The organism is Acinetobacter sp. Ag2 (assembly GCF_001005515.1).
GTDB lineage: Bacteria > Pseudomonadota > Gammaproteobacteria > Pseudomonadales > Moraxellaceae > Acinetobacter > Acinetobacter bereziniae.
In genome coordinates this window covers 39,719-58,710 of record NZ_LBNA01000037.1, presented here as the reverse complement: position 1 = coordinate 58,710, position 18,992 = coordinate 39,719, and the positions used below count along the sequence as shown (strand labels likewise).

The 18,992-nt window shown below is 38.5% G+C and carries 18 protein-coding genes; 6 read left to right on the top strand and 12 right to left on the bottom strand.

Annotated elements, in window-relative coordinates; translation table 11 throughout:
• Nucleotides 1-155: 155 nt before the first annotated feature.
• Nucleotides 156-470 (top strand): MGMT family protein, encoded by a 315-nt coding sequence (locus tag AAV97_RS05525; protein WP_046760047.1) that lies wholly within the window; start codon nucleotides 156-158, stop codon nucleotides 468-470.
• Between the two features lie 54 nt (nucleotides 471-524).
• Here AAV97_RS05525 and AAV97_RS05520 read toward each other — a convergent pair whose 3' ends face one another.
• Nucleotides 525-962: a universal stress protein gene (locus tag AAV97_RS05520; RefSeq protein ID WP_009586320.1), complete on the bottom strand. Its 438-nt coding sequence runs from the start codon at nucleotides 960-962 to the stop codon at nucleotides 525-527.
• Nucleotides 963-1,404: 442 nt separating this feature from the next.
• Between AAV97_RS05520 and AAV97_RS05515 the strand changes: the two genes are divergently transcribed.
• From AAV97_RS05515 to hppD, 3 genes are all read left to right on the top strand, one after another.
• Nucleotides 1,405-2,190, top strand: a complete 786-nt coding sequence (locus tag AAV97_RS05515) for an enoyl-CoA hydratase-related protein (protein ID WP_046760046.1) — start codon at nucleotides 1,405-1,407, stop codon at nucleotides 2,188-2,190.
• A gap of 6 nt (nucleotides 2,191-2,196) precedes the next feature.
• Nucleotides 2,197-2,964 (top strand): hypothetical protein, encoded by a 768-nt coding sequence (locus AAV97_RS05510; RefSeq protein ID WP_046760045.1) that lies wholly within the window; start codon nucleotides 2,197-2,199, stop codon nucleotides 2,962-2,964.
• Nucleotides 2,965-3,226: 262 nt separating this feature from the next.
• Nucleotides 3,227-4,282, top strand: coding sequence for a 4-hydroxyphenylpyruvate dioxygenase (gene hppD / locus AAV97_RS05505; RefSeq protein WP_004829476.1), 1,056 nt, complete (start codon nucleotides 3,227-3,229; stop codon nucleotides 4,280-4,282).
• 73 nt (nucleotides 4,283-4,355) lie between these two features.
• Here hppD and AAV97_RS05500 read toward each other — a convergent pair whose 3' ends face one another.
• The 6 genes from AAV97_RS05500 to fahA all read right to left on the bottom strand — a co-directional run bounded on the left by AAV97_RS05500 (nucleotide 4,356) and on the right by fahA (nucleotide 9,272).
• Nucleotides 4,356-5,135: an IclR family transcriptional regulator gene (locus tag AAV97_RS05500; protein ID WP_004829475.1), complete on the bottom strand. Its 780-nt coding sequence runs from the start codon at nucleotides 5,133-5,135 to the stop codon at nucleotides 4,356-4,358.
• Nucleotides 5,136-5,420: 285 nt separating this feature from the next.
• Nucleotides 5,421-6,062, bottom strand: coding sequence for a CoA transferase subunit B (locus AAV97_RS05495; protein ID WP_046760044.1), 642 nt, complete (start codon nucleotides 6,060-6,062; stop codon nucleotides 5,421-5,423).
• 11 nt (nucleotides 6,063-6,073) lie between these two features.
• The gene (locus AAV97_RS05490; RefSeq protein WP_004829472.1) at nucleotides 6,074-6,778 is read right to left on the bottom strand and encodes a CoA transferase subunit A; all 705 of its coding nucleotides are present in this window, start codon (nucleotides 6,776-6,778) and stop codon (nucleotides 6,074-6,076) included.
• 5 nt (nucleotides 6,779-6,783) lie between these two features.
• A complete protein-coding gene (locus tag AAV97_RS05485) occupies nucleotides 6,784-7,329 on the bottom strand; it encodes a VOC family protein (RefSeq protein ID WP_005032987.1) in 546 nt (181 codons plus the stop codon).
• Nucleotides 7,330-7,348: 19 nt separating this feature from the next.
• Nucleotides 7,349-7,981, bottom strand: coding sequence for a maleylacetoacetate isomerase (gene maiA, locus AAV97_RS05480; protein ID WP_046760043.1), 633 nt, complete (start codon nucleotides 7,979-7,981; stop codon nucleotides 7,349-7,351).
• On the bottom strand, nucleotides 7,968-9,272 hold the full coding sequence (fahA, locus tag AAV97_RS05475; RefSeq protein ID WP_046760042.1) for a fumarylacetoacetase: 1,305 nt from the start codon (nucleotides 9,270-9,272) through the stop codon (nucleotides 7,968-7,970). The genes maiA and fahA overlap by 14 nt, the downstream gene beginning before the upstream one ends.
• A gap of 351 nt (nucleotides 9,273-9,623) precedes the next feature.
• On the opposite strand from fahA, the gene AAV97_RS05470 reads away from it, so the two are divergent.
• Nucleotides 9,624-11,012: an amino acid permease gene (locus AAV97_RS05470; RefSeq protein ID WP_005032980.1), complete on the top strand. Its 1,389-nt coding sequence runs from the start codon at nucleotides 9,624-9,626 to the stop codon at nucleotides 11,010-11,012.
• 80 nt (nucleotides 11,013-11,092) lie between these two features.
• Here AAV97_RS05470 and AAV97_RS05465 read toward each other — a convergent pair whose 3' ends face one another.
• From AAV97_RS05465 to carA, 5 genes are all read right to left on the bottom strand, one after another.
• The gene (locus AAV97_RS05465; protein ID WP_046760041.1) at nucleotides 11,093-11,722 is read right to left on the bottom strand and encodes a CatB-related O-acetyltransferase; all 630 of its coding nucleotides are present in this window, start codon (nucleotides 11,720-11,722) and stop codon (nucleotides 11,093-11,095) included.
• A 166-nt stretch (nucleotides 11,723-11,888) separates the two neighbouring features.
• Nucleotides 11,889-12,773, bottom strand: a complete 885-nt coding sequence (locus AAV97_RS05460) for a class I SAM-dependent methyltransferase (protein WP_046760040.1) — start codon at nucleotides 12,771-12,773, stop codon at nucleotides 11,889-11,891.
• 399 nt (nucleotides 12,774-13,172) lie between these two features.
• On the bottom strand, nucleotides 13,173-13,649 hold the full coding sequence (gene greA, locus AAV97_RS05455; RefSeq protein ID WP_004829465.1) for a transcription elongation factor GreA: 477 nt from the start codon (nucleotides 13,647-13,649) through the stop codon (nucleotides 13,173-13,175).
• 92 nt (nucleotides 13,650-13,741) lie between these two features.
• Nucleotides 13,742-16,975: a carbamoyl-phosphate synthase large subunit gene (carB, locus tag AAV97_RS05450; RefSeq protein ID WP_009586339.1), complete on the bottom strand. Its 3,234-nt coding sequence runs from the start codon at nucleotides 16,973-16,975 to the stop codon at nucleotides 13,742-13,744.
• A 14-nt stretch (nucleotides 16,976-16,989) separates the two neighbouring features.
• A complete protein-coding gene (gene carA / locus AAV97_RS05445) occupies nucleotides 16,990-18,144 on the bottom strand; it encodes a glutamine-hydrolyzing carbamoyl-phosphate synthase small subunit (RefSeq protein ID WP_046760039.1) in 1,155 nt (384 codons plus the stop codon).
• Between the two features lie 319 nt (nucleotides 18,145-18,463).
• On the opposite strand from carA, the gene AAV97_RS05440 reads away from it, so the two are divergent.
• On the top strand, nucleotides 18,464-18,928 hold the full coding sequence (locus tag AAV97_RS05440; protein ID WP_004829462.1) for a hypothetical protein: 465 nt from the start codon (nucleotides 18,464-18,466) through the stop codon (nucleotides 18,926-18,928).
• The last annotated feature ends 64 nt before the right edge of the window (nucleotides 18,929-18,992 follow it).

The window sequence follows — 18,992 nt, the reverse complement described above, 5'->3', positions numbered from 1 at the left end:
TTTTGCATACTCTTGTTGTTGTATTTGAGGTAGGGTTTAAGATTAGAATATGTACTATTAAATTACATTTGCCTAAAATGTCGGAAGCTTATTTTCTAAGTCAATTTTGTTGAGTTATTTTCAACATTTTTTAATTATTTAAATGTAAAGGTCTAATGCAGAATCATGAACTGGCGCAGATGATTTTAAATGTCATCGTGCAGATTCCAAAAGGCAAAGTGGCAAGTTATGGTCAAGTCGCAAAGTTTGCTGGCTTACCAAAACATGCACGGCTTGTCGGGCGTGTACTGGGACAACTTCCAGAAGATCATGATATTCCGTGGTATCGGGTCGTCAACTCACAAGGTCGTATCAGTCTGAATAAATTGGATGAACATGGCATGTGTATACAGACGGCAAAATTACGCGAGGAAGATGTGGTCGTTGTTGATGGCAAAATTAATTTAAAAAAATACCAATGGGCACCTTAAAATTAAAAAACCTCACGATAATTCTAGCGTGAGGTTTTTAGACATTGAGTTAATTTATTTAATGACTAAAACAGGAATTTGTAATTCAGTTAACAAATTTTGTGCAACACTTCCCATGATAATTTTTTTCAATCCTGTACGCCCATGTGAGCTAAGGATGACTAAATCAGTTTTTAAATCTTGCACGGCTTGATTTAATGTATGCGCAATATTTTCACCTTCAAGTAAGCGAGTTTCTACTTGGACGCCTTCTGCAGCGAATTGTGCTTTGGCTTCGTTGATATTGGCTTGAATAAATTCACGGGCACGTTCAATGAGCATATTACTTTGACCGTTTGCCAAATATTCTGATGCAATATATGGGTCCAATGTCATGACTTGTACAACTGTAATTTTACTCTTAAATGCTTTTGCAAATTCCACAGCATGTTTAACAACAGATAAAGATGTTTCTGAGCCATCTACAGGCACGAGAATGTTTTGATAAGCCATGACTATTTTCCTTATTTTAACAAAAAGCTGAATTGAATATTTATACGCATCACCAGTCTACAACATGATCATAACGCGAATATGAAATGAATAAAACCCAGTAAAAGCATAGGGATAATTAATATAAATATCATAAATTTAAATCAATGCATTAGCATAAACGCCCATTAGTTATGCGAGGGCTCCTGGTGATACTTTGCTGAGACAGGAATCCGCCAAAAATGAATTTAATCCACGCTATAATTAATATGTATTTTATTGTTTTTAAATATTAAATTACTTTGAGTTATAAAACATATACAGAATAAAGTACGGATAAAAAATCAATTGAGACAATTGGTAAATTGTAAATCAAAAACATGCTTTAGAATGAACTTGAAACAAACTCAAAGGGAATAAGACTGCTCCACATCATTTATACAAAAACATTGAGGAAATGATCATGGAATATCAAACAGTTATTATAGAAAAGAAAAATGGGGTAGGTTATTTAAAGCTTAACCGTCCAGAACAATTGAATAGCTTAACGCCTGAGATGAGTCTAGAAATTATAGCGATACTCAGGCAATGGAAAGAGGATGTTGAAGTTCGTGTGATTGTCATTGCAGCAGTTGGCAAAGCATTTTGTGCAGGGCAAGCAATAAGTCCAGAAGTTCTCAATAGTGGAGTCATTGATTTAGGTGAGGTGTTGGAAAAATACTTTAATCCACTCTTAGACATCATCAATGATATGCCCAAAGTCATCATCTGTGCGGTGAATGGGATCGCTGTTGGGGCGGGGGCGAGTTTGCCATTGTTATGTGATATTACACTTGCAGCAAAATCAGCAAGTTTCTCGCAAATCTTTAGTAAAATTGGTCTTATTCCTGATTGCGGTGCAACATGGTTACTTCCACGCTTGATTGGCTTTGCTAAAGCCAAAGCATTGATGTTGACAGCAGAAAAGATCAGTGCAGAAGAAGCTGAACGAATCGGAATGATTTATAAAGTCGTGGCAGATGATCAGTTGGCTTTAGAAGTTGTACGTTTAGCTGAGTATTTTGCTACGCAAGCCAGTTTGAGTTTTGCATTGATCAAACAAGCGATGCGGGTCACCATGCACAATGATTTTTATACTCAAATTAAAGTTGAACAGGATTTACAAAGAAGGACGGGGCAGTCGGAAGATTTTTTAGAAGGAGTCCGTGCTTTTTTAATGAAAGACCAAGCCCATTTTAAAGGACGATAAATCATAATGCCTATCTTTAAAAGCCAATCTAACAACATTGTTCAATGGATAATATTGACATGGGTGTTCTTGCTCTCTCATGCTGCTGTTGCCGATCAAATTAAAGCCATTCCTTGGATAAAGCTAAAAACAGAAAGCTCACAAGCCAAGCAAATTTGTCAGGCATTAAAAGTCAATTGTGGAAAGGATGTAGAAGTTTGGAAAAAGCAATCAGGGGCTGACACTCATTTATATTTAACTGACGATACACCGCAATTAATCGAATTTATAAAAGAAAACAATCAGTATGTTGTACTGAATTCTTGGAGTTTTCAGCAGTATCAGCATCATGGTCGTAACAGTGATTTTGATAACGAATTAAACAATGATGGATTGAGTATTTATCCTGCATTTTATCCTTTAAATCGTCAAAAGCTTGCTATTGCTGTAGTTAAGCGCTGGAGTACGACTTACTCTGGAGGTGGACGAGCAGAAGAGATCGCTGATTTTGTCATGTTAGAACCGAATCATGCCTATAAGCTGGCGTTGGCTGATGTTGCTTTTCATTCATATGAGATGATTCGAGCCTGTTTTTCTCAAGAGGAATATCAATCTTCTCCACACTGTCATGATGAAAGTGGTTCTAATTTATCCATTCAATTTAAAGATATTGGCAAAGAATATTATCAATGGCGGTTAAATTTTAACGATTTTAATTGGGAAGCGTTCAAACCTGAATCATCAAAAGTTGTAGAAAAGTCGTATAACATTGTGGTGCCTTTTCAGCAAAAATAGTGACCTGATATTTTGAGTAAATAATCAATAAAATTACACAATACATAATTTAATTATGTATTGCATAAATTATAAATTTCTTATAGGATGAATTTAGAGTAAAAGTTCACTGTCACCAAACTGATATTTTTGGCATTAGACAGGCTGAATGATGGAATGAAAAGGACCAGCTTTCATGGTGCTTTGATCAATGAATCAAAGTAACGATAAGCTGTTCTCAGCATTAAAAAACGGATGAATTTATCTAAATAAGGGAAACTAGATGGATATTTTAGATAACCCATTAGAATTATGTGGTTTTGCTTTTATTGAATTTGTATCGACGGAAAATGGATTAGATCAAATTTTTGAAACCATTGGTTTTAGCAAAGTTGCAAAACATAAATCTAAAAAAGTGTATTTGTGGCGTCAAGGTAATATCAATATTATTTTGAATTATCAACCAGAGTCTTATGCTTCATTCTTTTTCAAAGAGCATGGACCTTCTGCTTGTGCAATGGGATTTAGAACCCGTGATGCAGCTAAAGCTTTTAAAAATGCTATAGCACTAGGCGCTGAACCTATGTATTCACAAGCAGGACCGATGGAATTGAATATTCCAGCGATTAAGGGAATTGGAGGAATGCCAATTTTCCTTGTAGATCGTGATATTTACGAAAATGATTTTGTTTTCTTTGATGATGTAGAAAAAAATCCGCGTGGCGCAGGGCTTAATGAAATTGATCATTTAACCCATAATGTGTATAAAGGTCGCATGGAATATTGGGCGAATTTCTATGAAAAAATCTTTAATTTTCAGGAAATTCGTTACTTTGACATTAAAGGTGAATATACCGGTTTGACCTCTAAAGCATTGACTGCGCCAGATGGTATGATCCGTATTCCATTGAATGAAGACTCAGATAAAGGGAATGGTCAAATTGCAGAATTTCTGGCTGATTTCAATGGTGAAGGTATTCAGCATATTGCCTTTATCACAGACGATTTAATATCAACTTGGGATAAGTTGAAAGGTTTAGGTTTGAAGTTTATGACCGCGCCACCAGAAACTTATTATGAAATGTTAAAAGATCGTTTACCTGGTCACGGTGAGCCAACTGAAGAGTTACAAAAACGTGGTATTTTGTTAGATGGAAATACCAAAGAAGGCGAGAAAAAGCTGTTATTACAGATTTTCTCTGAAAACATGCTTGGACCAGTTTTCTTTGAGTTTATTCAACGTAAAGATGATGATGGCTTCGGTGAAGGAAACTTTAAAGCATTGTTTGAATCTATTGAACGTGATCAAATCCGTCGTGGTGTATTAGAAGCCAAATAAAGTGATTGGTATCAGCAGAAAAAGCCAAGAAAGTGTTTTCTTGGCTTTTTTATTTGGGAGATAAAGCTATAACTTAACGCGTTTGAATGTATTGATTAATTGCAGCCACTTCATGTCTAAATAGTTCAAGTTTTTCACTGCCTGTATGCACAGGTAGAAATACTTCACTATCCAGAGCCACAATGCAGAATTCCATAGCTTGATGTGCATTAAAAATAGGTAAACCAATAGCATTGATGCCTGTAAGAAGATCACCTTGAGCAATTGCCATACCTTGTTCTAAAGTGGTTTCTTTAAGTTGAATAAATTCATCCCAATGACTCGGTTTAATCTGATAATGATTGATTGCGGCTTTTTCCCATTCCGCAAATATCAATGGTTTAATGATTGGCTCAGGTAAATATGCTGCAAAAACTCGCCCAGCAGCTGAGTTGACCAATGGCATAATTGAACCGACTTTGGTGACTATTGAAATTGGGTGATTAGATTCAATCGATTGTACAACTAAAGGACCTTTAGGTGACCATTTACTGATTTGAATACCACAGCCAATTTTATTTTGTAATTCATAAATTCGATGCTGTACCAACTGTAGGGCATCGGTATGTTGAATGCAGTTTAAACCTAAACGCCAAGCCTGATCACCCAGTGCATATTGACCATCTTCCAGTTGCTTTGCATAGTTCATGCGTATGAGGCTGACTAAATAACGATGTACTTTAGCAGGATGCATATCCAGCTTGCTTGATAGTTCTTTTAATATAATCGGTTTGTTATGTTCCAAAAGGGCATTGAGAACGGCTAAGCCCACTTCAAGTGATTGAACGCCACCAGATAACTTTTCTTCAATCATTCAACAACCCTTGATCGCATTTAATCTTGCAGCTTTGATTTGCTGTCGATATTTGATTTTACATTCAGCACATAATGCCTGAGCATGCTACAAAATAGAAATCATCTTTTTAAATGAGATAAATAGATGAATAGCATAAGCATACTATGCATTGAGCATTTTAGTGTGACTTTACCACGTATTGTATATCAACATGCTCAAGTTAAAATAACAGACCTTGCTGAAATTTAGGCAATAAAAATCGGGATCGAAGCCATTGATCTTCCATCCCGATCAGATTGTGCTTTATGCAGCTTGAATATTTTTAATCCTGACTGCTGTCACCGCTTGAATGTCATCAAAACTGACATTATCTGCTAACTCAACCAGTTCTAAACCATTTTGAGTTACATCGAGTACACCTAAGTCGCTGATAATACGATGAACCACTCTGCGACCAGTCAATGGTAGGGTGCATTGAGGTAAAATTTTAGCTTGACCCTCTTTGGTCGTATGCTCCATTAAAATCACGACTTTTCGAACACCTGCAACAAGATCCATTGCACCGCCCATGCCTTTGACTTTTTTACCCGGAATCATCCAATTGGCGAGATCGCCATGTTCAGAAACTTCCATCGCACCTAAAATAGCAAGGTTAACCCGACCACCGCGAATCATGGCAAATGATTCTGAACTTGAAAAAAATGCACCACCTTTTTTAACAGTGACAGTTTGTTTACCAGCATTGATCAAGTCCGCATCTACATTGTCTTCAGTTGGAAATTCATCAATGCCCAATAAACCATTTTCGGATTGTAACCATACATCCATTCCTGATGGGATGTAATTGGCAACCAAAGTCGGTAAGCCAATGCCGAGATTGACATAGAAACCGTCTTGCAACTCTTTGGCAGCACGTTGAGCCATTTGTTGTTTTGTCCAAGCCATTCTGTCACTCCTTATACTGCAACTTTTAATGTACGTTGTTCGATACGCTTTTCAGGCTGAGCATTGAGTACAATGGCATTGACATAGATTCCTGCTAAATGAATGTCATCAGGATCAATTTCACCAAGCTCAACAATATGCTCAACTTCAACAATCGTATAACGACCTGCCATTGCACACTCAGGATTGAAATTACGTGCAGTTTTTCGGAATACCAGATTACCAGCTTTGTCCGCTTTATAAGCTTTGATTAATGCAATATCTGCACAAAGTGAAGTCTCTAGGAGAAAAGACTGACCATTAAACTCACGAAGCTCTTTACCTTCAGCAATACTGGTACCAACACCAGTTGCAGTATAGAACGCTGGGATTCCAGCTCCGCCTGCACGAAGTTTTTCTGCCAATGTGCCTTGAGGTGTCAATTCAACTTCAAGTTCACCATTTAAAAACTGTCGTTCAAATACTTTATTTTCCCCAACGTAGGATGAAATCATTTTTTTGATTTGTTTAGACTGCAATAACAGCCCTAAACCATAATCATCCACGCCTGCATTATTACTGATGCAGGTTAGTTGCTTTACTCCACTTTGTTTAAGTGCTTTGATCAAAGCTTCAGGAATACCACAAAGTCCGAATCCGCCCACAGCAATGGTTTGTCCATCTTGCACGATACCTTGCAGGGCTGCTTCGGCACTCGTTGATACTTTATTGACCATAATGATTACCCTAACTCAGCTTCATGTAAGAAATGCGTATGTTGAGGTGCGCGTTTGGTTCTGCTCCATTCATCCAGCATATCGACCTTCATTTCTTCAGTAATTTTTGAAATTTTCGCATCGGCATGAACATCGTTATATGTTAGTTCTAAACGATGTCCATTCGGATCAAAGAAGTAAATCGAGTGGAATATCCCATGATTGGTAATACCGAGCACTTTGACACCATTGGCTTCAAGATGCGATTTTGCAGAAAGAAGTGCATCTAAGTCTTCAACTTCAAATGCGATGTGTTGAACCCATTGAGGCGTATTTTCATCACGTCCCATTTCTGGTTGAGTCGGTAATTCAAAAAATGCCAACACATTGCCTTGACCTGCATCAAGAAATAAATGCATATAGGGATCAAATGCTTTAGTTGATGGAACATGGTCTTCTGCAAAAGCCAGAATAAACTCCATGTTGAGCATTTTTTTATACCATTCCACCGTTTCTTTGGCATCTTTACAACGATAAGCCACGTGATGAATTTTTTTAATTGCAAAGCTCATGATAAAACTCCTTTTTTGTTTATTCCCAATCTGGTTGTTGTTCTGGGGTCGCCTTTAAGAATGCAGGCAGGCTTAGGCAGTGTTGATCAATGGATTGAATCTTTGGAAAGTCGCTTAGATCAACATTGAAACGTTTGGCGTTATACACTTGAGGAATCAAACAACAATCTGCAAATGTGGCTTGAGTGCCGAAGCAGAATTGACCATTTGAGTCTTTTAATTGCATCTCTAAGCTTTTAAAACCTTCAATAATCCAGTGTTGGTACCATTGATTTTTCTGTTCATCATTTACAGCGAGTTCATGTTTTAAATATTTCAGCACTCTGAGATTATCTAAGGGATGAATATCACAGGCGATGGTTTGTGAAAAAGCACGGACTTTGGCGCGCTCAACAAGATCTGTAGGTAATAAAGGAAGTGATGGGTAACGTTCTTCCAAATATTCCAAAATATTGAGTGACTGTATAAAAGACTGATCTTGATCAATCAAACTTGGTACAAGCTGGCTTGGATTGAGTGCGATGTAGCTTTCTTGTTGTTGCTCATTTTTGAGCAAATGGACAGGCTGTATGACATAATCCAATTGCTTCAGGTTTAAAGCGATCCGAACTCGATAAGCCGCAGAGCTACGAAAATAACTATACAGTTTCATCACACAATTCCTTGTGTTGCTTAAAGCTAAACTGTTTGGCTGGTAAAATCGTATTTGCCACCTGACCAAAGCCCACTCGAATAGCACCTTTTTCAGCATAGCCTTTCATTACTACACGGTCGCCATCTTCAAGGAAGCCGCGCTTTTCACCATTGGATAAGGTGAGGGGGGTTGTGGTGTTCCAAGTAAGTTCGAGTAGGCTTCCATAAGAATTTTCTGTAGGACCTGAAATTGTGCCAGAACCCATTAAATCTCCGACTTGAACATTACAACCTGAAATGGTGTGATGAGTCAGCTGTTGCGCCATCGACCAGTACATGTATTTAAAGTTGGTTTGACAAATCACTTCACTTTGCTGTGATTGTGAGCTTTGTAGTTCCACACTGAGATGAATATCAAAACTGTTGGGAGTATGTTCTTTTAAATAATCTAATGGCTCTGGCAGTTGTTGCGGACCTTTGACTTTAAAGGGTTCTAAGGCTTGCATCGTTACCACCCAAGGTGAAATTGAACTGGCAAAGGTCTTGGCATTAAATGGACCTAAGGGCACATATTCCCATTGTTGAATATCACGTGCAGACCAATCATTCAGCAAGACCATGCCAAAAATATGATCCCACGCATCTTCAATTGCAATCGGTTCACCCAACGCAGTTGTCTTACCTACGATAAAAGCTGTTTCGAGTTCAAAGTCGAGTTTACGGGTTGCCGAAAAGAGAGGGCGTTCTTCATGAGGAAGTTTAATTTGACCAGAAGGGCGGACAATCTCCTTACCGCTAACAACCACAGAACTGGCACGACCATTATAACCCACAGGTAGCTCACTCCAATTTGGAAGCAAGGCATTTTTAGGATCTCTAAACATAGTTCCAACATTGGTTGCATGTTCTTTAGAGGAGTAGAAATCCGTATAGCCAGAGATTTGTACTGGTAAATGTAAGGTGACTGTATTTTGTTTGAATAATACTTTTTGGCGTAATTCCGGATGATCACGAAGTGTTGGATTGTCTGCAGAAAGCAAGTCTTGTAGGGTTTGGCGAATGTAATGCCAATTTTTTTTACCTGTTTCGATAAATTTATTCAGGCTGCTTTGATTAAAACACTGAGTTTTGCAATTTGGAAGTAATCCTAATGTTTCTAAAGCAGCGAGGTCGATTACCCAATCACCAATCGCGACACCGACACGTTTATCTCCCTGAGCGGTTTCACTAAAAATGCCATAAGGTAAATTATGAATACTGAAATCAGATTGAGGTGCAATCTCAAGAAAGGTCGTTAAATGTTGTGTCATGGTGCGCTTTCCTTGTCTCTTATGAATGAGAACTTATTTCGTTTTCTCTTTTTCCACTCAAGCTTATGAAAAACAAATAAATATTATTGTTTTTATCCGTCTTCATTATGCTGACTAGTCCAGAATGATCTACATGATGATTTCTATCATACTGAAAATTAATAATTACGCAATACATAATTTAATTACACAATTCATAATAATTGTTATTTGTTGAAATTTCTGCTTATATGCGCAGTTATGAGAAAAGTAAATCAATTATTTTTCGATTAGATATAGGCATTTTTGATTAACTTATGATATACGTAATTTTGAATATAAAAATTACGCGACAAGGATGAGAATAATCATATGTCAGAACACGAGCAAGGAAACCTGAAACATGGTTTAAGCAATCGCCATATTCAGTTGATTGCACTGGGTGGTGCAATTGGTACTGGATTGTTCCTCGGGATCTCGCAGTCGATCAAACTTGCGGGACCTTCGGTGATCCTCGGTTATGCGATTGCAGGGCTGATTGCGTTTCTTATGATGCGACAGTTAGGTGAGATGGTGGTGCAAGAGCCAGTCAGTGGCTCATTCAGCCATTTTGCTTATAAGTACTGGGGCTCATTTGCAGGGTTTATGTCAGGCTGGAACTATTGGGTACTCAATGTTCTGGTTTGTATGGCTGAACTCAGTGCAATTGGTTTATATATCCAATATTGGTGGCCTGAAATCCCAACATGGATTTCAGCATTGGCGTTTTTTATTTTAATTAACGGCATTAATCTTTTGCATGTAAAATTTTTTGGTGAAATGGAGTTTTGGTTCTCCATCGTCAAAATTTTGGCAATCTTGGCGATGATTGGCTTTGGTTCCTATTTACTTGCAACGGGTACAGCAGGACCACAAGCAAGTATTACCAATCTTTGGGCATTGGGCGGTTTCTTCCCATTTGGTGTTGAAGGGCTGATCATGGCAATGGCAGTGATTATTTTTGCTTTTGGCGGTATTGAATTATTTGGAATCACTGCCGCAGAAGCGAGAGATCCTGATAAAACTTTGCCTAAGGCTGTGAATCAAATTATTTATCGTATTTTGATTTTTTATATCGCAACACTGTTTATTTTGTTTGCCTTGTTCCCTTGGAACAAAATGGCGGAAGGTGGAAGCCCTTTTGTCATGGTCTTTGCTTCGCTGGATAGTCAAGGCGTAGCGACTTTGTTGAACTTCGTGATTCTTACTGCAGCAGTTTCGGTCTATAACGGAACGAGCTATTGTAGCAGCCGTATGTTATTGGGCTTGGCTCAACAGGGCAATGCACCGAAATTTCTTAAACATATCAATAAACGTGGCATCCCAACCAATGCAGTGCTTGTTTCTGCATTTGTCACTGTTTTATGTGTATTGTTGAATTATGCATTTCCAGAAAAAGCATTTGGTTTGTTAATGATGCTCGTGGTTGCCGCGATTGTGATTAACTGGGTGGTGATTTCATGGACACATCTAAAATTCCGTAAAGCTATGCTAGCGCAAGGGCAAACCACCAAATTCCCTAGTATTGCTTATCCATTCAGTAATTATCTGTGCATGATTTTTATGTTCGGTATTCTTGTTGTGATGTCATTTACCCCTGATATGCGCATCGCCGTAATGATGATTCCTGCTTGGATATTGTGTTTGATGTTTGCCTACTATCTAAAACAAAAAAAGTTAAAGAATGCGCATCGCAATGTAGCTTTAAATTCAGATCTATAAGCAACGATTGGTTAAATCTTATAAAAAGGGTTAAATGAAAATTTAACCCTTTTTTGTTTTGATAAGATTGAGCCTACATTTTACTGATTGGTTTGATTTTTTAAGAATTGTATTAGTTGAAGTAGATCATCAGTCTGTAATTGCGCTCGCATTTTCAATATTTGCTTTTCATCAAGGTCATAAAGCCTTAGGGAGAGTAGTTGTGCAATCTCTTGCTCAGTAAAGCGATATTTAATGAGCTTCGCAGGTACACCGCCCACAATTGCATACGGTGGGACATCTTGGGTGACTACTGCACCTGTTGCAACAACAGCACCTTCACCGAGTTTTACGCCTTGCATGATCATGGCACGACTCCCAATCCAACAACCATCCGCAATGACTGTATCCCCGGCAGGTAAAAAACTACGGGTATCAAAAGGAAATGTTGAGATCCAGTCAGGACGGTGTAACTGATTCCCTCCCATCATGATTACGGATTCAGCACCAAAACAAACGAAGTTACCGATATACAATTGGTCAATCGGCTTTTCAGTAGTGGATGCTTTGTCATGTAAATAACGCACTACACAACGCTCAAAGCCTTGATCCCAATACGCTGAGTAATAGGAGTAATTACCTTTTATATGAATATTTGGATTTTTAACAGTTTTGGAAATAAATTCAAATTCACACCAGTGTTTTACTGGTGAATTTATCGAGTTAGGCATTCTAAAGGTTGCTTGATGTGCGGAGAGTGTTGTGACTATTTTATATGAGCTTTATAGGATTGAGCTATATAAATTCAATCAAATAGCCTAAGTAAACCAACATCATTTCCATGTTCTATCTTTAAAAAGTGAGAAATATCTGAATGATATTTCAGCTTGGTTTATTTTAAATAAGTTTTAAATGAAGTAAATGCGAGCCATGCGTATGACGAATATGATCTGCACGATGGTTAAAATAGCGCTCAGTGATCTGTTGACCTGATAAATCTTCCAAGACTTGATATCCCATTTTGATCACTGCCTGATGTAAAGCATCTGAACCAAAAGCACCGATCAAAGGTTCTTTAAGAAATTGAGTAAATTGAGTTAAAGCAAACGCACCAAACCGTTCTATACCTTGTAATTCTCTATAATCAATCGAGTAGTCCATAACCACTTCACTTTGTTTATGTGCAATGGATGCAATATTTTGCAAAGTGGCTAATGTGGTTTGTGGTGTTAAATAATGCGTTGTGCCTAACCAAGAGAAAAAAGCAGGGTGTTTAGATTGGAAACCACTTCGGGTTAAAGCTTCAGAAAGCTTTTCTTTTTCAAAATCAATGCTGACAAATTCTACATTTTCAGGCAATTGTTGGGATGTAGAAATCTTCTTTAACTTCTGTATTTTGGTCTTCTGTGTATCAGGATGATCAACTTCGAATATTTTAAGTTGCGGATATTGAGCTGCTAAACGTAAAACAAATGAATCTAAGCCTGCACCGACCAAGACATATTGATGAATTTGATGGTTCTCAATTGCATGTTGTAAAAGATCTTCACAATATCGTGAACGACCAACCACTTGCCCAGTCAATTTACCAAAGGTTTGATTCATCAACTTTGAATTAAGCGTTTTGCAAAACAAGGCATTATTCAGTAATACCCGCCAGCGACTATTGGTCATTGCTAAAGCGTACGGATCTGAAAATACAGGATCGCTAGCGTTCAAATGGTGGTTGGCACGCAGAGCAGCCGCTGCTTCTGCTGTGCGACTTACACGCCCAGCTTTCATATTGTTCCTCAAGAAATTTTTATTTTCCATCAATCTAATGCAAATAGATTATTTAACAATGGCAATAAATTTTGACAAGGTGGTGATAATTGCTATTTTTAAGGCATCAGATATTTTTCTGTATAGCCAATTTGTTAAAAACTCATCCAGGAAAATATAATTTATCCTGAGTGAAAAGATTAAAAAATTATAATATATTTTTGAAAAATATAATTTTTATTTTTTTGTTTTAGCTCTAAAGTGTAAATTGATTTGCGCAAGCGATGCCTCCTTAACAATTGCATATGATGGATTAGTTTTTACAGGTTATTTGAATTATTGTTGTTGTAGAATCAAATATTATTCTCGAAAAGAAAAAAGGGCTGAATAATCAGCCCTCAATATGATGAGTAGTTTTACTTAGATATACTCAACACTGACCACTTCATATTCGACTTCGCCTTGAGGCGTGACGATTTTTACTTCATCGCCTTCATTTTTACCTAAAAGACCACGTGCGATAGGAGAGTTCACTGAGATTTTATTAATTTTAAAATCTGCTTCATCATCACCTACAATCTTATAGGTTTTCTTTTCTTCAGTATCTAAGTTTTCAATCGTAACTGTTACACCAAAAACAACACGACCTGTTTGCTCAAGTTCTTTTACATCGATCACTTGGCAAGCACCGAGTTTACCTTCAATGTCTTGGATACGACCTTCACAGAAACCTTGTTGTTCACGTGCTGCGTGGTATTCTGCGTTTTCTTTTAAATCCCCATGTTCACGAGCTTCTGCAATTGCAGCAGTAATACGTGGACGATCAACAGATTTCAACTGTTGTAATTCTTTCTCTAAGGCAACCTTGCCTTCGGGAGTCATAGGATAACGTTGCATTGTTGTCCCTCAGTTTCGTATTTAAAAAAATACTGGTTTAGAAATGAAAAAAGCCCGCCACCGATAAGGTGACGGGACTTATCGGAAACGAATTAACCTAGTGTTTGCAAATCTTGCAAGCGATATACATCCATTGGCAATTGAATTGCTAAAGCTTGGCATACAGCATCAGCACCATTCAAGGTTGTTGTGTAATACACTTTACCTTGGAGTGCAGAGCGACGGATTGAGAATGAATCCTGCTGAGCTTGTTTGCCTTCAGTGGTATTGATAATGAGGTGAATCTCGCCATTTTTCAAGCGGTCAACAATATTAGGACGACCTTCTGTGACTTTGTTCACACGTTCACATTCAATACCAGCGTCTTTAATGACATCATAAGTACCGCCAGTTGCGATAATTTTGAAGCCTAAATCCACCAATTGTTTCGCAATACCAGGTGCACGAGGTTTGTCTGAATCACGTACTGAAATAAATACATGTTTCACTTCACCTTCAGTTGGCTTTCCTGGTAAACGATCATTAGAGCCTAACACAGCTTTGTAGAAAGCTTCACCAAAAGTTTTACCAACACCCATAACTTCACCAGTAGATTTCATCTCTGGTCCAAGAATTGGATCAACACCTGGGAATTTATTGAATGGGAATACTGCTTCTTTTACTGCAAAATGAGTTGGGATAATTTCTTTTGTGAATCCTTGAGATTCTAAAGATTGACCCGCCATACAACGTGCAGCAACTTTTGCTAACGATTCACCAATACATTTCGATACAAATGGTACTGTACGAGATGCACGTGGGTTAACTTCAAGAATATAAACATCGTTGCCTTTTACAGCAAATTGAACGTTCATCAAACCAATAACGCCAAGCTCTTTCGCCATAGCCACTGTTTGACGACGCATTTCGTCCTGAATCTCTTGAGAAAGAGAGTAAGGTGGAATCGAACATGCTGAGTCACCAGAGTGAATACCCGCTTGTTCGATATGCTGCATAATTCCACCAATCACAACATCTTTACCGTCAGATACGCAGTCAACATCAACTTCTGTCGCATCATCAAGGAAGTGATCGAGTAATACAGGTGCTTCGTTAGATGCTTGAACCGCATCACGTAAGTAGCGCTTAAGTTCATCGTCATTGTAGACGATTTCCATTGCACGACCACCAAGCACATAAGAAGGACGTACCACCAATGGATAACCCACTTTAGATGCTTCAGCCATGCCTTCTTCAGCAGATTTTACAATGCTGTTGCTTGGTTGGCGAAGATTCAAACGTTGAATCATTTGTTGGAAACGTTCACGGTCTTCTGCACGATCAATTGCATCAGGAGATGTACCAATAATTGGAGCCCCAGCTTCTTCCAAAGCACGTGCCAATTTCAATGGTGTTTGACCACCGTACTGTACAATGATGCCTTTTGGCTTTTCAGTACGCACGATTTCAAGTACGTCTTCCAGTGTGATTGGTTCGAAGTACAAACGGTCAGAAGTATCATAGTCTGTTGAAACAGTTTCTGGGTTACAGTTGACCATGATGGTTTCATAACCATCTTCACGCATAGCAAGCGCAGCATGTACACAGCAGTAATCGAACTCAATACCTTGACCAATTCGGTTAGGACCACCACCGATGACCATAATCTTGTCTTTGCTAGACGGATTAGATTCACATTCTTCATCATAAGTTGAATACATATAGGCTGTATCTGATTCAAACTCAGCAGCACAGGTATCAACACGTTTGTAAACTGGATATACACCCAAGTTCCAACGATGCTTACGGAATTGCTTTTGCGAAATACCCATTAAGTTTGCGATACGCAAATCAGATAAACCTTTACGCTTAAATGAACGGATATTGTCAGCGTTTAAGTCACCAAAACCTAAAGTTTTAATTTGTTCTTCAGTCTTGATGATGTCTTCGATTTGGATCAAGAACCAACGATCAATATTGGTTGCAGCGAAAACTTCTTCTAGAGTAAAGCCATGACGGAAGGCATCAGCAACATACCAAATACGATCTGGACCAGGTACTTTAAGCTCAACTAAGATTTTATCTTTTGCGCCTTCTGTACCCACAGCGATTTGTTCATCGAAACCACAAGTACCGACTTCAAGACCACGTAATGCTTTCTGTACAGACTCTTGGAAGTTACGACCAATCGCCATCACTTCGCCCACTGACTTCATTTGTGTTGTCAATGTTGCGTCAGCTTGTGGGAATTTCTCGAAATTGAAACGAGGAATTTTAGTCACTACATAGTCAATTGCAGGCTCGAATGATGCAGGTGTAGTACCGCCAGTGATGTCATTTTTCAATTCATCAAGGGTATAACCGACTGCAAGTTTCGCTGCAATTTTCGCAATAGGGAAACCTGTTGCTTTAGATGCAAGAGCCGAAGAACGAGATACACGAGGGTTCATCTCGATCACGACCATACGACCGTCTTTCGGATTAATACCGAATTGAACGTTTGAACCGCCGGTTTCTACACCAATTTCACGAAGTACCGCTAAAGACGCATTACGGAGTAATTGGAACTCTTTATCAGTCAGTGTTTGTGCAGGTGCAACAGTGATTGAGTCACCTGTATGGACACCCATTGGGTCAAAGTTTTCAATGGTACAGACAATGATACAGTTGTCGTTTTTGTCACGCACAACTTCCATCTCGTATTCTTTCCAACCAATCAATGATTCATCGATCAACAATTGTTTAGTTGGCGAAAGATCGAAACCACGCTCACAAATTTCAATAAATTCTTCTTTGTTGTAAGCAATACCGCCACCTGAACCACCCATCGTAAATGATGGACGAATGATGACAGGGAAACCAAAACGCGCTTGAATTTCAAGTGCATGTTCCATACTTTCAGCAACATCGGCACGAGGACATTCTAAACCGATCTTACGCATTGCGATGTCGAACAATTTACGGTCTTCAGCTTTTTCAATCGCTTCTTTGGTTGCACCGATTAATTCAACATTATATTTTTTTAAGATACCGTTGGCATCAAGTGCAAGTGCACAGTTCAATGCCGTTTGACCACCCATAGTTGGAAGAACAGCATCTGGGCGTTCTTTCTCAATGATCGCAGCTACAGTCTGCCACGTAATCGGTTCAATATACGTTGCATCTGCCATTGTTGGATCAGTCATAATGGTGGCTGGGTTAGAGTTCACCAAAATAACACGATAGCCTTCTTCACGAAGGGCTTTACATGCTTGTGCACCTGAGTAATCGAACTCACATGCTTGTCCGATGACAATCGGACCCGCACCAATAATTAAGATACTTTTAATGTCTGTACGTTTAGCCATGGTCGCTTCCTTAATTACTTCTTAGATGCTTCAATAAGTTCGATGAAATGATCGAACAATAGGGCACAGTCATGTGGACCAGGGCTTGCTTCAGGGTGACCTTGGAAGCTAAACGCAGGTTTATCTGTACGATGAATCCCTTGTAGAGTTTGATCGAATAAAGATTTATGCGTTGCTTTAAGATTTGCAGGTAAAGTTTCTGCATCTACAGCGAAGCCATGGTTTTGAGAAGTAATCATCACTGTACCGTGGTATTGACTTTGGTCATCGATGTTTTGTACAGGATGGTTTGCACCATGGTGACCATGCGGCATTTTTACTGTTTTAGCACCAGATGCTAAAGCAAGAATTTGGTGACCTAAACAAATACCAAATACAGGCAGGTTTGTAGTTTCAACAATAGTCTTCACAGCTTCAATCGCATAATCACATGCTGCTGGATCGCCAGGACCATTTGAAAGGAACACACCATCTGGATTAAGTGCGAGCACTTTTTCAGCAGGGGTTTGAGCAGGAACCACAGTCAACTTACAACCGCGATCTACAAGCATACGTAAGATGTTGGTTTTGACACCATAATCGTATGCAACTACATGAAATTTAGTTTCAGGTTGAGAGAAGCCTTTGCCTAATGTCCATGAACCTTCAGTCCATTCAAAACCTTCAGGATCGCAACATTCTTTAGCAAGGTCTAAACCGTTTAAGCCACCAAAGGCACGTGCTTGAGCAATTGCTTCTTCTTCAGTGATGTTTTCACCTGCAAGAATACAACCGTTCTGTGCACCTTTGTCACGTAAGATTCGTGTTAATTTTCGTGTATCAATATCAGCAATGGCAACGACGTTATGTTGTTCTAAATATTCGCCAAGAGATTGATTTGCGCGGAAATTGCTGTGTAATAAAGGTAGGTCACGAATGATGAGACCATTCGCCCAGACTTTATGAATTCGACCTGATTCAGTGTCTTCTTCATTACAACCAGTATTACCGATATGAGGATAAGTTAAAGTTACAAGTTGCTGTGCATAACTTGGATCAGTCAAAATTTCTTGATAACCAGTCATGGCAGTGTTAAAAACGACTTCACCAGTCGTACTTCCCGTAGCGCCGATCGATGTACCTTTAAAAACAGTACCGTCAGCAAGGGCTAAAATGGCGGGGGTGCTCAAACCATAGCTCCTGAACTAAAACCACAAAAATAGGGCTGTAAAAAAGCGAGTAGACGAAAAAAAAGGAAGGCTAATTAAATCCTACCCTCCTCATGTCTGCTCGCTTATAACTTAACAGCGCATTATACGCATGAACTGATTAAAAGTCCATTTTATTTAGGTGGATATTGTGAGATAAATGCCTTGCTATTTTTTATTAGTTCTGCTTTTCATATGAATTTTTTGAAATTGTAAGTATTTAATAATTGTCAGACAAATCAAAATCTAAAATTTATTTCTTCACGCTATCTTATTGTTTCGTATTCCAGGGGGAATCAATATGACGATATCTAAAGAAAGTGTGACTGAAAAAGTAACAAAAGATACAGCAGCTTTGAAAGAGGTTGTAGCTGAAACTGCGGAAAATTTAGAGAAACTGGGCAAAGATGCGCAGCAAAAAGTCTCTCAAGCTGTGGCGGATACTCAGAAAAAACTGGAAGCTGAAACAGAGCAACTGAATGAACAGGTTCAAGATCAAGTCCAAAACTTCAAACAAGATTTGGTACAACGTCTTGATGTAATCAAAACCCAATTTTCTACTTCACAAAAAGACTTGGTTGAATTAGCTGATTTCTTAAAATCGGAATTAAGCCTTTTGGTGAAAGAGTTGACTGAAGTAGGTAAAGAAATTCGTGAAGATGTTTCACAAATTTCCTCTAAGCATAAAGTTCAGCTCACTGAAACACTAAAACGTTCTAAAGAGCATACGTTGGAAGTTTGGCATAAAGTTACGACAAAGCAATAAGTTGTTGTTTGGGCTGTATATAAACAACTATACCTAAATAAAAAGTGAGGCAAATGCCTCACTT

Coding starts and splice junctions, on each gene's coding strand:
- AAV97_RS05525 (WP_046760047.1), top strand. CDS start 156: ATGCAGAATCATGAACTGGCGCAGATGATTTTAAATGTCATCGTGCAG.
- AAV97_RS05520 (WP_009586320.1), bottom strand. CDS start 962: ATGGCTTATCAAAACATTCTCGTGCCTGTAGATGGCTCAGAAACATCT.
- AAV97_RS05515 (WP_046760046.1), top strand. CDS start 1,405: ATGGAATATCAAACAGTTATTATAGAAAAGAAAAATGGGGTAGGTTAT.
- AAV97_RS05510 (WP_046760045.1), top strand. CDS start 2,197: ATGCCTATCTTTAAAAGCCAATCTAACAACATTGTTCAATGGATAATA.
- hppD (WP_004829476.1), top strand. CDS start 3,227: ATGGATATTTTAGATAACCCATTAGAATTATGTGGTTTTGCTTTTATT.
- AAV97_RS05500 (WP_004829475.1), bottom strand. CDS start 5,135: ATGATTGAAGAAAAGTTATCTGGTGGCGTTCAATCACTTGAAGTGGGC.
- AAV97_RS05495 (WP_046760044.1), bottom strand. CDS start 6,062: ATGGCTTGGACAAAACAACAAATGGCTCAACGTGCTGCCAAAGAGTTG.
- AAV97_RS05490 (WP_004829472.1), bottom strand. CDS start 6,778: ATGGTCAATAAAGTATCAACGAGTGCCGAAGCAGCCCTGCAAGGTATC.
- AAV97_RS05485 (WP_005032987.1), bottom strand. CDS start 7,329: ATGAGCTTTGCAATTAAAAAAATTCATCACGTGGCTTATCGTTGTAAA.
- maiA (WP_046760043.1), bottom strand. CDS start 7,981: ATGAAACTGTATAGTTATTTTCGTAGCTCTGCGGCTTATCGAGTTCGG.
- fahA (WP_046760042.1), bottom strand. CDS start 9,272: ATGACACAACATTTAACGACCTTTCTTGAGATTGCACCTCAATCTGAT.
- AAV97_RS05470 (WP_005032980.1), top strand. CDS start 9,624: ATGTCAGAACACGAGCAAGGAAACCTGAAACATGGTTTAAGCAATCGC.
- AAV97_RS05465 (WP_046760041.1), bottom strand. CDS start 11,722: ATGCCTAACTCGATAAATTCACCAGTAAAACACTGGTGTGAATTTGAA.
- AAV97_RS05460 (WP_046760040.1), bottom strand. CDS start 12,773: ATGAAAGCTGGGCGTGTAAGTCGCACAGCAGAAGCAGCGGCTGCTCTG.
- greA (WP_004829465.1), bottom strand. CDS start 13,649: ATGCAACGTTATCCTATGACTCCCGAAGGCAAGGTTGCCTTAGAGAAA.
- carB (WP_009586339.1), bottom strand. CDS start 16,975: ATGGCTAAACGTACAGACATTAAAAGTATCTTAATTATTGGTGCGGGT.
- AAV97_RS05440 (WP_004829462.1), top strand. CDS start 18,464: ATGACGATATCTAAAGAAAGTGTGACTGAAAAAGTAACAAAAGATACA.